The organism is Janthinobacterium sp. BJB304 (assembly GCF_002735765.1).
GTDB lineage: Bacteria > Pseudomonadota > Gammaproteobacteria > Burkholderiales > Burkholderiaceae_D > Janthinobacterium.
This window is the reverse complement of the sequence record NZ_PDZN01000017.1, coordinates 1-15,251: the sequence shown is the minus strand read 5'-3', so window position 1 is coordinate 15,251 and position 15,251 is coordinate 1. Positions and strand designations below refer to the sequence as shown.

Below are 15,251 nucleotides of genomic sequence, written 5' to 3'. Positions count from 1 at the left end.
TTAGACTAAATTGAGGGCGGACAGCAGCATGTCGATCAGCTTGATCCCGATGAAGGGCAAAATAATCCCGCCCAGGCCGTAGATCAGCAGGTTGCGGCGCAACAGGCTGGCCGCGCCGATAGCCCGGTACTGCACGCCTTTCAGCGCCAGCGGAATGAGCACGACGATGATCAGGGCATTGAAGATCACGGCCGACATGATGGCCGAGGCGGGGCTGGCCAAATGCATGATGTCGAGCGCCTTCAATTGCGGATAGGTGCCCACGAAGGCGGCCGGGATGATGGCGAAGTACTTGGCGATGTCGTTCGAGATCGAGAACGTCGTCAGCGAACCGCGCGTCATCAGCATCTGCTTGCCGATTTCAACGATTTCCAGCAGCTTGGTCGGGTTCGAATCGAGGTCGACCATGTTGCCCGCCTCCTTCGCCGCCTGCGTGCCCGAGTTCATGGCCACGGCCACGTCGGCCTGGGCCAGCGCGGGCGCATCGTTGGTGCCGTCGCCCGTCATCGCCACCAGGCGGCCTTCGGACTGGTAGCTGCGAATCAGTTTGAGCTTGTCTTCCGGCGTCGCTTCGGCGAGGAAATCGTCCACGCCCGCTTCGGCGGCAATCGCGGCCGCCGTCAGCTTGTTGTCGCCCGTGATCATGACGGTCTTGATGCCCATGCGGCGCAATTCCGCGAAGCGCTCCTTGATGCCGCCCTTGACGATATCCTTCAGTTCCACGGCGCCCATGACGCGGCCGTCGTCCACCACCACCAGCGGCGTGCTGCCGCGGCGCGCGATGTCATCGACGGCGCGTCCCACCTCGGCCGGATACGGCTGGCCCAGCGCTTCCACATACTTTTTCATGGAATCGGCCGCGCCCTTGCGCAACTGGCGCACCTGCTGTTCGCCCGGGATATCCACGCCGCTCATGCGCGTCTGCGCCGTGAACGGGACGAAGGTGGCGTGCAGGCTGGCCATCTCGCGTTCGCGGATATTGAACTTCTGCTTGGCCAGCACGACGATGCTGCGCCCTTCCGGCGTTTCATCGGCCAGCGAGGCCAGCTGCGCCGCATCGGCCAGCTGCTGTTCCGTCACGCCGGGCGCCGGCACGAAGCTCGACGCCTGGCGGTTGCCCAGGGTGATGGTGCCCGTCTTATCGAGCAGCAGCACATCCACGTCGCCGGCCGCTTCCACGGCGCGGCCCGAGGTGGCGATCACATTGGCCTGCATCATGCGGCTCATGCCGGCCACGCCGATGGCCGACAGCAGGCCGCCGATGGTGGTCGGAATCAGGCACACGAGCAGCGCGATCAGCACGGTGATCGTCACCGGCGTGCCGCTGCCGGCCGCCGCCACGGAAAACAGCGAGTACGGCAGCAGGGTTACGGTGACGATCAGGAACACGATCGACAGGGCCACCAATAAAATCGTCAGGGCGATCTCGTTCGGCGTCTTCTGGCGCTTGGCGCCTTCGACCATGGCGATCATGCGGTCGATGAAGGCTTCGCCCGGGTTGACGGAAACGCGCACCAGCAGCCAGTCCGACAGCACGCGGGTGCCGCCCGTGACGGCGGAAAAGTCGCCACCCGATTCGCGGATGACGGGCGCCGATTCGCCCGTGATGGCGCTTTCGTCGACGGAGGCCACGCCGGCCGTCACTTCGCCGTCGGCGGGAATCACGTCACCCGCCTCGACCAGCACCGTCATGCCCTTGCGCAGGTCGGTCGCCGGCGTGGGCAGCCAGGAAGTGCCGTACTTCGGCGTCTGCATTTTCTTCGCCATCACCGTCTGCTTGAGGGCGCGCAGCGAGGCCGCCTGGGCCTTGCTGCGGCCTTCGGCCAGCGCTTCGGCGAAGTTCGCGAACAGCACGGTAAACCACAGCCATACGGCGACGGCGACGATGAAGCCGAACGGTGCTTCACCCTGGCCATTCAGGGCCTGGATGGCCAGCAAGGTCGTGATGATGCTGCCGACATAGACGACGAACATCACGGGGCTGCGCCACTGCGTGCGGGGGTCGAGTTTTTTGAACGCATCGACGATGGCGGGGCCAATCAGTGCGGAATCGAACAAAGTCAGGCTTGTGCGTGACATGGTAGCCTCTTATTTGATGAAAAGTTGCAGGTGTTCGACGATCGGGCCCAGGGCCAGCGCGGGAACGTAATTGAGCACGCCGACGAGCACGACGACGCCGATCAGCAGGCCGATGAACATGGGGCCGTGCGTGGGCATGGTGCCCGCGTTGGCCGACAGGCGCTGCTTGGCCGCCAGCGAACCGGCCACCGCCAGCACGGGCACGATCACGCCGAAGCGGCCGAACCACATGGCGATCGCCAGCATCACGTTGTAGAACGGCGTGTTGGCGGACAGGCCGGCAAACGCGCTGCCGTTGTTGTTGGCCGCCGACGTGAAGGCGTACAGAATCTCGGAGAAACCGTGCGCGCCCGGATTGGCCACGCCGATCTTGCCCGGTTCGACCATCACGGCGATCGCCGTGCCCGTCAATACGAGGGCTGGCGTAATCAGGATGGCCAGCGACACCATCTTCATTTCATACGCCTGGATTTTCTTGCCCAGGTATTCAGGCGTGCGGCCTATCATCAGGCCGGCGATGAAGACGGCCAGGATGGCGAACATCAGCATGCCGTACAGGCCCGTGCCCACGCCGCCGAAAATCACTTCGCCGAACTGCATCAGCAGCAGCGGCACCATGCCGCCCAGGGGCATGTAGGAATCGTGCATAGAATTGACGGCACCGCACGATGCGGCCGTCGTCACCGCCGCGAACAGGGTCGAGGAGCTGATGCCGAAGCGCGTTTCCTTGCCTTCCATATTGCCGCCCGATTGCAGGCTGCTGGCCTGCTGGTCCACGCCCAGTGCCTGCAACGCCGGATTGGCTTGCTGCTCGGCGCTCATCACGCCGGCCGTCATGACGACAAAGATCAGGGTCATTGCGGCCAGCACGGCCCAACCCTGGCGCATGTCGCCCACCATGCGGCCGAACGTGAAGCACAGGCCGGCGGGAATGATGAAGATGGCCAGCATCTGCAGGAAGTTCGACAGCACGGTCGGGTTTTCGTACGGATGCGAGGAATTGGCATTGAAGAAGCCGCCGCCATTCGTGCCCAGCAGCTTGATCGACTCCTGCGACGCGACGGGGCCCATGGCGATCGCCTGCGTCGTCGCCACTTGCGCTTCCATCACGGGTTTGCCGGCGGCGTCCAGCACGGGCTGGCCGTCGGCCGTCACCTTCGGCGTTTCATACGCCACGTGATCGAGCAGGGTCACTTCCTTATAGGCGGAAAAATTCTGGATCATGCCTTCGCCCATGAAGACGACGGACAGGGCCAGGGACAGCGGCAGCAGGATGTACAGGGTCGAGCGCACCAGGTCGACCCAGAAATTGCCGATCGATTTTCCCGAGCGCGAGGCGAAGCCGCGCACCAGCGCGAAGATCACGGCGATGCCGGTGGCCGCCGAAAAGAAATTCTGGCACGCCATGCCCAGCATCTGCGTCAGATAGCTCATGGTCTGTTCGCCGCCATAGCCCTGCCAGTTGGTATTGGCGACGAAGCTGACGGTGGTATTGAACGAGGAATCGGGGCTAACGGCGCCCAGGCCCTGGGGATTCAAGGGCAGGAAACCCTGCAGGCGCTGCAGGCCGTAGACGAAGACGGCGCCCACGGTATTGAAGACGATCAGGGCGATGGCATAGCTTTTCCAGCCCATGGCCTTGTCGGCGGGAAGGCCGGACCAGCGGTACAGCAGGTTTTCCAGCTTTTGCAGCCAGCCCAGGCCGCGCACGGGGCCATCGCCGGCCACCTTGGCCATGTACAGGCCCAGCGGATAACCGGCGGCCAGCAGCACGGCCAGGAAGGCCACCAATAACAGTATCGATTGCGTCGTCATCACAGTTCCTCCGCCTTCAGCAGCGCCACCAGCAAATACACGAGCAGGCCGGCCGAGACGACGGCGCCCAGCACATAAAACGCGTTCATTTGACGCTCCCTAATTTGTCGCAGGCGACGGCAAAGCCGGCCGCCACGACGAAAAACACGGCAATCAAGCCGAGATATACGAGATCCATTCCCACCCTCATTCAGGTTTGTTTTGATAGTGAGCAGATTAGCCAAAAGGGTCTAAAAAATTCGTAAAGACTGGGAAGGCAGCTGTAAACAAGATGTAAAAAAGGCGGCTTTACCGCATAAAATCCATCACAATTGGCGCAAAACCCCGCGCGCGGCGCACCGTTGTTGCCCTGGAGTAGCGCTATTGCTCGCCGGACAAGATAGAATGCGCGAGCGTCCGCACAAGGACGCCAAGCCTGCCGCACTGCCCTCCCCCAGTGACGCTGGACGGGATATACTGTATATTCATACAGTTATCGCCGCCGCTGTCATTGCGTCCCGCAGTGCCCTGGCCTGGCGTTCCAACCACTGTCTTTACTTAGCTTGAACACGTATGGCCACTAAAAAACCAGCATCCGACTACAGCGAATCATCCATCCGTGTCCTGAAAGGACTGGAACCCGTCAAGCAGCGCCCGGGGATGTACACCCGCACTGAAAATCCGCTGCACATCATTCAGGAAGTGATCGACAATGCCTCCGACGAGGCGCTGGGCGGTCATTGCACGCATATCGCCGTGACGCAGAACACGGATGGCAGCATCACCGTCGAAGACAATGGCCGCGGCATTCCCGTCGGCCTGCACCCGGAAGAAGGCGTGCCGACGGTGGAAATCGTGTTTACGCGGCTGCACGCGGGCGGCAAGTTCGACAAGGGTTCGGGCGGCGCCTACGCGTTCTCGGGCGGCTTGCACGGCGTCGGCGTGTCCGTCACCAATGCGCTGTCGACGCGCCTGGAAATCACCGTCTGGCGCAAGGAAAGCGACGGCAACGGCTTGCACCACATGGTGTTTGCCAACGGCGACGTGATCGAGCCCCTGAGTTCCCGCCCCGCCCCGCGCGACGGCAAGAAATCCGGCACGCGCGTCACGGCCTGGCCCGATGCAAAATACTTTGATTCGCCGAACATCTCGCAAACGGAGCTGCAACGCCTGCTGCGCTCGAAAGCCGTGCTGCTGCCGGGCGTGACCGTCACGCTGACCAACGCGAAGACGGGCGATACGCAGACCTGGCAGTACGCGGAAGGCTTGCGCGGCTACCTGACCGAAACGCTGGCGCAGGTATCAAATGGCGAAACCCTGATTCCCCTGTTCGAAGGCGCGCAATACGCGGGCCCGGACTCGGAAGGCTTTGCCGAAGGCGAAGGCGCGGCCTGGGTCGTGGCGTGGACGGAAGAAGGCGCCATCGTGCGCGAATCGTATGTCAACCTGATTCCCACCTCGAATGGCGGCACGCACGAATCGGGCTTGCGCGACGGCCTGTTCGGCGCCGTGAAAAACTTCGTCGAGATGCACTCGCTGCTGCCCAAAGGCGTGAAACTGCTGCCGGAAGACGTGTTCGCGCGCGCATCGTTCGTGCTGTCGGCCAAGGTGCTGGACCCGCAATTCCAGGGCCAGATCAAGGAGCGCCTGAACTCGCGCGACGCCGTGCGCCTCGTGTCGACCTTCACCAAGCCGCCGCTGGAACTGTGGCTGAACCAGCACGTCGACTACGGCAAGAAGCTGGCCGAGCTCGTGATCAAGCAGGCGCAGTCGCGCCAGCGCTCGCTGCAAAAAGTGGAAAAGAAAAAATCCTCGGGCGTGGCCGTGTTGCCGGGCAAGCTGACCGACTGCGAATCGTCGGACATCACGCGCAATGAACTGTTCCTCGTCGAGGGCGACTCGGCGGGCGGTTCGGCCAAGATGGGCCGCGACAAGGAATTCCAGGCGATCCTGCCCCTGCGCGGCAAGGTGTTGAACTCGTGGGAAACGGACCGCGACCGCCTGTTCGCCAATAACGAGATCCACGACATTGCGGTGGCCATCGGCGTCGATCCGCACAGCGTGGGCGATTCGCCCGACCTGTCGGGCCTGCGCTACGGCAAGATCTGCATCCTGTCGGATGCGGACGTGGATGGCTCGCACATCCAGGTACTGCTGCTGACCCTGTTCTTCAAGCACTTCCCGGTCCTGATCAACAAGGGCCATATCTGCATCGCCCGTCCGCCTTTGTACCGCGTGGACGCGCCGGCGCGCGGCAAGAAGCCGATGCAGAAAATCTATGCGCTCGACGACGGCGAGCTGGTCGCCATCGAGGACAAGCTGCGCAAGGAAGGCGTGAAACAGGGCGCCTGGTCGATCTCGCGCTTCAAGGGCCTGGGCGAGATGAACGCCGAACAGCTGTGGGAAACGACGATGAATCCGGACACGCGCCGTTTGCTGCCCGTCACGCTCGGTGAAATCGACCACATGGCCTCGGCGTCCCGCTTCAATATGTTGATGGGCAAGGGCGAGGCGGCAGGACGCCGCGCCTGGATCGAGGAACACGGCAATGAGGCGGAGGCGGATATCTGATGATCATCGGCATCGACCTGGGCACCACCAACAGCCTGGTCGCCATCTGGCGCGACGGCAAGGCTTCCATCATCCCGAATGCGCTCGGTGAACACCTGACGCCGTCGTGCGTGAGCATCGACGACGACGGCACCGTGCTGGTGGGCCGCGCCGCGCGCGAACGGCTGCAGACGCACCCGCAGCTGACGGCGGCCGTCTTCAAGCGCTACATGGGCAGCGAAAAGAAGATCACCCTCGGCACGCAGCAATTCCGCCCGGAAGAACTGTCGTCAATGGTGCTGCGCGCGCTGAAGGAAGATGCCGAAGCCTTCCTCGGCCACAAGGTCGAGGAAGCCATCATCACCGTGCCCGCGTATTTCAGCGATGCGCAGCGCAAGGCCACGCGCATCGCCGGCCAGCTGGCGGGCCTGCGCGTGGAGCGCCTGCTCAACGAGCCGACGGCAGCCGCGCTGGCCTACGGCATCCGCGACAAGGAACAGGAAAGCAAATTCCTCGTCTTCGATCTTGGCGGCGGCACGTTCGACGTGTCGATCCTGGAGCTGTTCGAAGGCGTGATGGAAGTGCGCGCCTCGGCCGGCGACAATTTTTTGGGCGGCGAAGACTTCGTCACCGTGCTGGTCGACGCTTTCATGGAAGGCAGCGGCCTGCGCGACGCCGTCGGCAGCCGCCTGCTCGACCCGCGCCAGCAGCAGCTGCTGCGCGACGAAGCCGAGCGCGTCAAGCGATTGCTGTCGGACCAGCCGTCCGTGCGCATGGCCACGCGCTACCAGGACAAGGAATACAGCTGGGAGATCGGCGAAGACAAGCTGGCGCAGTTGTGCGAACCGCTGCTGGCCCGTTTGCGCCTGCCCGTGGAACGGGCGCTGCGCGACGCCACCATCCGCGCGGCGGAATTGAATGAAGTGGTGCTGGCCGGCGGCGCCACACGCATGCCGCTGGTACGTAAACTTGTCTCGCGCATGTTCGGCCGCTTCCCCGCCATCCACCTGGACCCGGACGAAGCCGTGGCGCTGGGCGCCGCCGTGCAGGCGGGTCTGAAGATGCGCGACGCGGCCCTCGACGAAGTGGTCATGACGGACGTGGCGCCGTATTCGCTGGGCATTTCGATTTCGCGCCAGGTCGGCGCGAACCAGTATGAGGGCGGGCATTACCTCCCCATCATCGAGCGCAACTCCGTGGTACCCGTCTCGCGCACGGAAAACATCACCACCATCCACGACAACCAGAAGGAAATCAACGTGGCGATCTTCCAGGGCGAGTCGCGCCTGGTGGCCGACAACGTCTTCCTCGGCAAGATCAGCTTCCCGATTCCCGCCAAAAAGGCGGGCGAGATCGGCATCGACGTGCGCTTCACCTACGACGTCAGCGGCGTGCTGGAAGCGGAAGTGACGGTGCTGGCCACGCAGGAACGCCACAAGATGATCATCAGCGACAATGCGGGCGTGATGACGCCGGAACAGATCGAGCAGCGCTTTGCGGAACTGGCCGACCTGAAGATCCACCCGCGCGAGCAGATGGAAAACCGCACCCTCGTCACGCGCGCCGACCGCCTGTATGAACAGTCGCTGGGCGACGTGCGCCAGTACCTGGCGGCGCACACGGCCAACTTCCAGGCCGCGCTGGAAACGCAGGACCCGAACACCATCCGCAAGGCGCGCCAGGCGCTCGACGAGGTGCTGCGCCAGGTCGAGAGCGAGAGCTTCCTGTAAATGGACGGCGGCATGTACAACGGCCAGCGCAGCCTGTGGGCCATCCTCGGCACGGAACCGACCGGTGACGAGCGCGCCCTCAAGCGCGCGTATGCGAAGCGCCTGAAGGCGACGCGGCCCGAAGACGATCCTGCCGCCTTCCAGGAGCTGCGCGACGCGTATGAATACGCGCTGCGCCATGCGCATCTGTTTGCCGCCGAATTGCAGCAGCAGGGTGAGGAAACGGCTGAAGCGCATCCGGCCCCGCCAGCGGAAAATAGCGTGGAGGCCGGGACGCCACCTGCGGAAGCCATCGAATTATGGGGCATCATCGACGACAATACCCAGGACACTCAGGATGCGCCTGCGGAACTGTGGGGCGTCATAGCCCAGGACCAGGCACCGCCGCCGGAACTATGGGGCGTGCTCGCCACCGATCCGGCGCAGGAAGCGGCCAATCTGTGGCAAGGCTGCCTGGCATGGATGCGGCATGCGGATGCGGGCGACGCGCTGGCCCGCATGCTGCAGGACGACGCCATGCTGAACCTCGACGTGCGCGAGGAATTCGAGCTGTGCGCGCTGCGCTATTGCGCCAACGCCGGCTATAACCTGGCGCTGCGTCAGGCCCTGTTCGAGCAGCTGGGCTGGGACCACGACTTTTCCTACCTGGCGCGCAGCCATGCGGACCTGGTGCGCAGTGCCGTGCAGCGCTACCGGGCGGACCGCTCGTTCGCCCATTTCAGCGACAACCGCGACAGCTACCCCGGCCTGGACTGCATCATGTCGCAGCAGGCACCAAGCGCCTATGCGCGCCAGCTGTTCGACCAAAAATTCACGCTGCAGCTGCGCGAACTGCTGCACGCGATACGCTGGCAGCATGGCGAGATGCTGGCCTACAAGCTCGATACGGACCTGTTCGAGCAGTGGGAACACGCCGTCCATGCGAAGCGCTACTTCAAGCAGACGGCGCTCGCGTCGGGCGGCCTGGGCTTCGTGCTGCACTTCATGCTCGCGGGCGTGCTCGATGCGGCCGGCTGCAAGCTCGGCGACACGGCCGCCTATGCCAGCCTGCTCGGTTTCCAGGCGCTGGCCTTTACTCTGCTGGCCATGCATGCCTTGCGCTGGCCGGCGCCCCTGTTCGCGCGCCTGGATTCGCTGCAGGAAGCGCTGCAGGACCGCCTGCCCGTGCTGTGGCAGCGGCCCGGCTTGCGGCAGCTGGGCTGGATCGCGCCCTATCTGCTGCTGACGCTGATGCTGTTCCTGCCCGAACGCAGCGACACCATGCGCCTCGTCACTGCGGTCGGCTTGTGCGCGTCGGCCCTGCTCGCGTATGCGATGAACCGCCAGCTGCTGCATGGCATGCTGCTACTCCTGGTTCTGGGCATGTCGCTGTTCGCCGCCATGTTCATGAGCGGCAAGGGCCAGTCGGCGCTGGCCATCGGCGACGCCATGCCGATGATGTTTTGCCTGGCGGCACTGGCTCTGCGCAGCGCCACCGGCCTGTATGGCGATTGCGGCTGGCCGGAGGCGCTCTTGCCCCGCCTGCGCGCGGCATGGCTGATCGGCTGTGCGGGCTTGCTGTTGCAACTGTATTTGCAATTGCTGCCGGCCGCCCTCGTGGGCGCCGCGCTGTATGCCTGGTCGTGCGCCGGCCTGCTGTTTTCCCCCACCGATTTCAAATGGAAGACGATCTGGCCGGTGGTGCTGGTGCCGTCCCTCGCCAGCGTCGTGCTGGCCGGCCAGGCCCCGGCCATCCGCGCCATGCAGATGATGCACAACAGCGTGGAGCTGGCCCTGGCCGTGCTGTATTTCACCATGTGCTACATCTACAAGACCTACGGTAAATCCTTTTCCAAATCCGGGCTGTCATAATCGCCCCCATGAATTCAACCGCAACCACTTAACACCGAAACAAGCGCCATGTCCACACAAACCAATTTATTTGACGATGCCCAGCCTGAGCCGATCGAGCCGGATGAACCGGTATTCGACGGCGAAGCGCTGACCCTGTCCACCTTTGCCGAGCGCGCCTATCTCGATTACGCCATCTCCGTCGTCAAGGGCCGCGCCCTGCCCGACGTGTGCGACGGCCAGAAGCCCGTGCAGCGCCGCATCCTGTATGCGATGAATGAGCTGGGCTTGAATTCCACGGCCAAGCCGCGCAAATCGGCGGCCGTGGTCGGCGACGTGCTGGGTAAATTGCATCCGCACGGCGACCAGTCCGTATACGACGCGCTGGTGCGCATGGCGCAGGATTTCTCCCTGCGCTACCCGCTGATCGATGGCCAGGGCAACTTCGGCTCGCGCGACGGCGACGGCGCCGCGGCCATGCGTTACACGGAAGCGCGTCTGACGCCGATCGCCAAGCTGCTGATGGATGAAATCGGCATGGGCACGGTGGACTTCCAGCCCAACTACGACGGTTCGACGGAAGAACCGAAGCTGCTGCCGGCCCGTCTGCCGATGGTGCTGCTGAACGGCGCGTCCGGCATCGCTGTGGGCCTGGCGACGGAAATCCCGTCGCACAACCTGGCCGAAGTGGCGAAAGCGGCCGTCGCCATGATCCGCGATCCGAAGATGACGCACGCCGAGCTGATGGCCATCATTCCCGGCCCGGACTTCCCCGGCGGCGGGCAGATCATCACGCCGCCCTCGCAGATCGCCGACATGTACGCGAGCGGCCGTGGCAGCATGAAGGTACGTGCGCGCTGGAAGATCGAGGAACTGGCGCGCGGCCAGTGGCAAGCCGTCGTGACGGAACTGCCGCCGGGTACCTCGTCGCAAAAGGTGCTGGAAGAAATCGAGGAACTGACGAATCCGAAGATCAAGCTGGGCAAGAAGGCGCTGTCGCCGGACCAGGTGGCCCTGAAAGCGCTGATCCTCAATTCGCTCGACACCATCCGCGACGAATCGGGCCGCGCCGCGCCCGTGCGCCTCGTGTTCGAGCCGAAGTCGAAGAACCAGGACCAGACGGAATTCATGCTGATGCTGCTGGCGCATACGTCGCTGGAATCGTCGACCTCGATCAACCTGGTGATGATAGGCGGCGATGGCCGTCCGCGCCAGAAAGGCCTGGGCGACATCCTGCGCGAATGGATCGATTTCCGCTTCGAGACCGTCACGCGCCGCACCGGCTACAAACTGGGCAAGGTCAAGGACCGCATCCATATCCTGGAAGGACGCGAAGCGATCCTGCTCAATATCGACAAGGTGATCCAGATCATCCGCAATTCGGATGAGCCGAAGGCGGCCCTGATCGAGGCGTTCAAGCTGTCCGAGCGCCAGGCCGACGATATCCTGGAAATCCGTCTGCGCCAGCTGGCGCGCCTGGAAACGATCAAGATCCAGCAGGAACTGGCCGAGCTGCGCAAGGAAGAAAAATCGCTGCAGGACCTGCTCGACAACCCTGGCTCGATGAAGCGCGCCATCATCCGCGAGATCGAAGCGGACGCCAAGCAGTTCGGCGACGCGCGCCGTACCCTGATCGAGGAAGCGCAGAAAGCCGTGGCCGAACAGAAGGTGGTCGATGAGCCGGTCACCGTCATCATCTCGGAAAAAGGCTGGGTGCGCGCGCGTACCGGCATCGGCCACGATGCGGCGCAGTTCACCTTCAAGGCGGGCGACAGCCTGCATGGCGCCTTCGAGTGCCGCACGGTCGACACCCTGCTGGGCTTTGGCAACAACGGCAAGATCTACTCGGTGCCCGTCTCGGCGCTGCCCAACGCGCGCGGCGACGGCGTGCCGATCACGACCTTGTGCGACCTGAGCGGCGGCACGCCGGGCAACGCCGTGCGCATCCTGCACTACTTTGCGGGCAATGGCGCCACCAATTTGCTGCTGGCGTCGAGCGCCGGCTACGGCTTCATCGCCAAGGCGGGCGACATGACGAGCCGCCTGAAAGGCGGCAAGGCATTCATCACCCTGGACGATGGCGACGTGCCTTTGGCGCCGAAAGTCATCCCCGAGGCGGCCAGCGCGCTGGCCTGCCTGACGGAAGGCGCGCGCCTGCTGGTGTTCGGCCTCGATGAAATGAAAACCCTGTCCAAGGGCGGCACCGGCGTCAAGCTGATCGACCTCGATGCCAAGGACAAGCTGCTGGCCGTGCAGCCGATCACGCAGCGCGGCGTGGTGGTCTCGGGCATCGGCCGGGCCTCGAAACCGCAGGATGCGTCGCTGGGCGCCACGGCCCTGGCCGAGCACTTCGGCAAGCGCGCCAAGAAGGGCAAGGCGCTGGCGGCCAAGCTGAAGCCTGTCTCCATGGCAGCCATCGGCTGAGCGCCACCCAGCCACACGAAAAGACAGGTTCGCCTGTCTTTTTTTTCGCCCATCGCATCTGGCAGCAGAGAAAATAATTTTACAGATAGGCACCGTGCTCCCGTTATCCCTGCAGGCATGCCACCGGCATGCCGCTTACGGACAGGAGAGCAAGGATGACGAACAACGTTTCAGGCAGGCTGCCATGCAGAGCCTGACGCCGGCAGAACGGCTGGTGGCGGCCATGGCGGCCGAAGGCTTGCCGTATAAAAGCATCGCCAGGGAACTGGGCAAGTCGCCGGCCACCGTGCGCAACCAGCTGCATGCGATTTACCAGAAACTGGGCGTGGGCAACCGCACGGCGCTCGCGCACAAGCTGCGCGGCCAGCCTTAACGCCGCGCCAGGCGCAGCACGTCGGGCGTCGCTTCGACGATGTCGATCACGTCCTGCGCCCCGCCAGCATCACTGAGCGCATAGCGGCCCATGCCCAGGGGCACCAGCTTGGCAACGGGGCCGGCGCGGGGACGGTCGTCGGGGCCGGGCGCCATCGACGTCAATGTCGCCGCCCCTTGCGCCATGGCGCCGGCGGACGGGCCAAACTCCAGCACCTTGCGCCCCTTGCGGCTGGGAGGAAAGGCGAAGGTGGCCGTGGGCCGGTACACCTCGATACCGTCTGCATCCTCCTCGAAGGAATGCGTCCAGCTGCCGCTGGGCAAAGCCGTTGTCATGCCGTGCATGCCGCCTCCCGTTTCACGCATTGACGCATTGACGTCAGAAACACGATACCACGCCGCCCAGGCTTTCATAGCCGCTCACGGAAGGCGACCACGCCGTGCCGTTCCAGGCCTTGTGGAACAGGGCGCCATTCGTGCCCGTGACAAACACGTCGAGGCGGTTCGCCGCCCAGGCCGTGGCGCGCGGGCGCGAGGTGCACACGCCGCCCAGGCTTTCAAAGCCCGTCAGCGACGGCGTCCAGGCGCTGCCGTTCCACGCCTTGTGGTACAGGGCGCTATCGGTGCCGATGACGAACAGGTCGAGCCGGTTGGCCGCCCACGACACGGCATCCACCTCGCCCACGCAGATGCCGCCCAGACGCTCGAAGCCATCGTTGGAAGGGCCCCATTTCGCGCCATCCCACCATTTATGATACAGGGCGCCATCGGTGCCCGTGACAAAGACGTCGAGCCGGTTCGGTCCCCACGCCACCGCCTTCGGCGACGAGGTACAAATGCCGCCCAGGCGCTCGTAGCCCGTCAGCGAGGGCCCCCAGACCGTGCCGTTCCACCACTTGTGGTACAGCGCCCGGTCCGTGCCGATGACGAAGACATCAAGGCGGTTCGGCCCCCATGCCACGGCTTCCGGCTGGCCCAGGCAGATGCCGCCCATGGCTTCGTAGCCGGTCAGCGACGGCCCCCAGGCGGACCCGTTCCACCACTTGTGATACAGGCCGCGGTCCGTGCCGACGACAAACACGTCGAGGCGGTTCGGCCCCCAGGCCACGGCGCGCGGGTCGCCCACGCACAGCCCGCCCATCGCTTCATAGCCGGTCAGGGACGGGCCCCAGGCCGTGCCGTTCCACCATTTGTGGAACAAGCCGCTGTCGGTGCCCGTGACGAACACGTCGAGCCGGTTCGGCCCCCACGACACCACCTGCGGCGCACTGGTGCAAATGCCGCCCTGCCCTTCATAGCCGGTGACGGACGGCGCCCAGGCCGTGCCGTTCCAGGCCTTGTGGTACAGCGCGCGGTCCGTGCCCAGCACGAAGACGTCGAGGCGGTTCGCGCCCCAGGCCACGACGGGTGAGGAACTCTGGCGCGGCGTGGCGCCCGTGCCACCCGTCCCCGTACCGATGCTGGCGCGCGGACCGTCGAGACAGGCCTGCATGCGCGCCACCTGGCCCGCCGTGAACATGAACATGGCGGGATCGTCGACGTAATCCATGTAGTTCATGAATATGTCGCCATTCGGCCCGTTGCTGCAGGAAATGTGGGGGAACGAAGGCTGGCCCGTGTTCGGTCCGCCCTGGTTCGGCGTGTCGGCCACGTTGTCCGTGCCTGAGCAGCCGGTGCCGTCGTCGCCCCAGATATGGTTCAGGTTCAGCCAGTGGCCGATTTCATGCGTGGCCGTGCGCCCCAGGTGGAACGGCGGCGCCGCCGTGCCCGTCGTGCCGAAGGCCGATTGCAGGATCACCACGCCGTCGGTGGCGGCCGGGCCGCCGGGAAATTGCGCGTAGCCGAGCAAGCCGCCGCCCAGCTGGCACACCCAGATATTCAGGTAGCTGTCGGCCGGCCAGGCATCCATGCCGCCCGTTGCCTGCGATTTGACCGCATCGTCGGCGCCAAACGAGGCCACCGTCGTCTGGCGCCGCTCAATGCCGCTGGTAGCCGCGCCATGCGGATCGATCGTGGCCAGCGCGAACTCCACGCGCGCATCGGCCGTCAGCGGCAGGAACGGCGCCGGCGTGCTGTTGACGTCCGGATTGACGCGGCGGAAGTCACGGTTCAGCACATCGATCTGGCTGGCGATCTGCGCATCCGAAATATTCTGCGCGGCCGTATTCCACACCACGTGCACGACCACCGGTATCTGCGTCACGCCGGAACGCCCGGCGCTGCTGCCGGCGCCCTCGTACATGCCAGCCTGGTTTTCAATATCGGCGCGAATGCTCGCATACGATGGATCTTCCGTCAGCAGGCGGCGATGCACGTCCATCGTGGCGCAGGTGCGCACCTGCGGCGTGCCGCCGCCCTGGCCGCCGGACGCGCGCGCCTCCCATGCCGGACCAAAAGCCAAACCGGCCAAACACATTACCTCTGCTTAGAAGACCACGATGACTACTACCCAAGACGATGATCTGAATATCG

The 15,251-nt window shown here is 64.6% G+C and carries 10 protein-coding genes; 5 read left to right on the top strand and 5 right to left on the bottom strand.

What is annotated here, in order from left to right:
- The 3 genes from kdpB to kdpF are packed head-to-tail and all read right to left on the bottom strand — an operon-like array spanning position 1 to position 3,983.
- Positions 1-2,079, bottom strand: a complete 2,079-nt coding sequence (kdpB, locus tag CSQ95_RS19695) for a potassium-transporting ATPase subunit KdpB (protein WP_099410741.1) — start codon at positions 2,077-2,079, stop codon at positions 1-3.
- Between the two features lie 9 nt (positions 2,080-2,088).
- The gene (gene kdpA / locus CSQ95_RS19690; protein ID WP_099410740.1) at positions 2,089-3,894 is read right to left on the bottom strand and encodes a potassium-transporting ATPase subunit KdpA; all 1,806 of its coding nucleotides are present in this window, start codon (positions 3,892-3,894) and stop codon (positions 2,089-2,091) included.
- The gene (gene kdpF / locus CSQ95_RS19685) at positions 3,894-3,983 is read right to left on the bottom strand and encodes a K(+)-transporting ATPase subunit F (RefSeq protein ID WP_034746483.1); all 90 of its coding nucleotides are present in this window, start codon (positions 3,981-3,983) and stop codon (positions 3,894-3,896) included. The genes kdpA and kdpF overlap by 1 nt, the downstream gene beginning before the upstream one ends.
- A 463-nt stretch (positions 3,984-4,446) precedes the next feature.
- Here kdpF and CSQ95_RS19680 point away from each other — a divergent pair, with 463 nt between their 5' ends.
- The 5 genes from CSQ95_RS19680 (at position 4,447) to CSQ95_RS19660 (ending at position 12,780) form a co-directional block, all read left to right on the top strand.
- Entirely contained in the window at positions 4,447-6,444 is a 1,998-nt protein-coding gene (locus tag CSQ95_RS19680; protein WP_099410739.1) for a DNA topoisomerase IV subunit B, read from the top strand.
- Positions 6,444-8,153: a molecular chaperone HscC gene (locus CSQ95_RS19675; protein ID WP_099410738.1), complete on the top strand. Its 1,710-nt coding sequence runs from the start codon at positions 6,444-6,446 to the stop codon at positions 8,151-8,153. The genes CSQ95_RS19680 and CSQ95_RS19675 overlap by 1 nt, the downstream gene beginning before the upstream one ends.
- A gap of 12 nt (positions 8,154-8,165) precedes the next feature.
- Positions 8,166-10,004 (top strand): J domain-containing protein, encoded by a 1,839-nt coding sequence (locus tag CSQ95_RS19670; RefSeq protein ID WP_143450012.1) that lies wholly within the window; start codon positions 8,166-8,168, stop codon positions 10,002-10,004.
- A 48-nt stretch (positions 10,005-10,052) separates the two neighbouring features.
- Positions 10,053-12,407: a DNA topoisomerase IV subunit A gene (gene parC, locus CSQ95_RS19665; protein WP_099410736.1), complete on the top strand. Its 2,355-nt coding sequence runs from the start codon at positions 10,053-10,055 to the stop codon at positions 12,405-12,407.
- Positions 12,408-12,591: 184 nt separating this feature from the next.
- Positions 12,592-12,780, top strand: a complete 189-nt coding sequence (locus CSQ95_RS19660) for a helix-turn-helix transcriptional regulator (protein WP_099410735.1) — start codon at positions 12,592-12,594, stop codon at positions 12,778-12,780.
- Here CSQ95_RS19660 and CSQ95_RS19655 read toward each other — a convergent pair.
- Together CSQ95_RS19655 and CSQ95_RS19650 are read right to left on the bottom strand one after the other, a co-directional pair.
- Positions 12,777-13,124: a hypothetical protein gene (locus CSQ95_RS19655; RefSeq protein WP_099410734.1), complete on the bottom strand. Its 348-nt coding sequence runs from the start codon at positions 13,122-13,124 to the stop codon at positions 12,777-12,779. The genes CSQ95_RS19660 and CSQ95_RS19655 overlap by 4 nt on opposite strands.
- 34 nt (positions 13,125-13,158) lie before the next feature.
- Positions 13,159-15,189 (bottom strand): zinc metalloprotease, encoded by a 2,031-nt coding sequence (locus tag CSQ95_RS19650; RefSeq protein ID WP_257218113.1) that lies wholly within the window; start codon positions 15,187-15,189, stop codon positions 13,159-13,161.
- Positions 15,190-15,251 lie beyond the last annotated feature (62 nt).

What these genes read in the sequence shown, in the direction of transcription:
- kdpB (WP_099410741.1), bottom strand. Translation starts at nt 2,079, where the DNA reads ATGTCACGCACAAGCCTGACTTTGTTCGATTCCGCACTGATTGGCCCC.
- kdpA (WP_099410740.1), bottom strand. Translation starts at nt 3,894, where the DNA reads ATGACGACGCAATCGATACTGTTATTGGTGGCCTTCCTGGCCGTGCTG.
- kdpF (WP_034746483.1), bottom strand. Translation starts at nt 3,983, where the DNA reads ATGAACGCGTTTTATGTGCTGGGCGCCGTCGTCTCGGCCGGCCTGCTC.
- CSQ95_RS19680 (WP_099410739.1), top strand. Translation starts at nt 4,447, where the DNA reads ATGGCCACTAAAAAACCAGCATCCGACTACAGCGAATCATCCATCCGT.
- CSQ95_RS19675 (WP_099410738.1), top strand. Translation starts at nt 6,444, where the DNA reads ATGATCATCGGCATCGACCTGGGCACCACCAACAGCCTGGTCGCCATC.
- CSQ95_RS19670 (WP_143450012.1), top strand. Translation starts at nt 8,166, where the DNA reads ATGTACAACGGCCAGCGCAGCCTGTGGGCCATCCTCGGCACGGAACCG.
- parC (WP_099410736.1), top strand. Translation starts at nt 10,053, where the DNA reads ATGTCCACACAAACCAATTTATTTGACGATGCCCAGCCTGAGCCGATC.
- CSQ95_RS19660 (WP_099410735.1), top strand. Translation starts at nt 12,592, where the DNA reads ATGCAGAGCCTGACGCCGGCAGAACGGCTGGTGGCGGCCATGGCGGCC.
- CSQ95_RS19655 (WP_099410734.1), bottom strand. Translation starts at nt 13,124, where the DNA reads ATGCACGGCATGACAACGGCTTTGCCCAGCGGCAGCTGGACGCATTCC.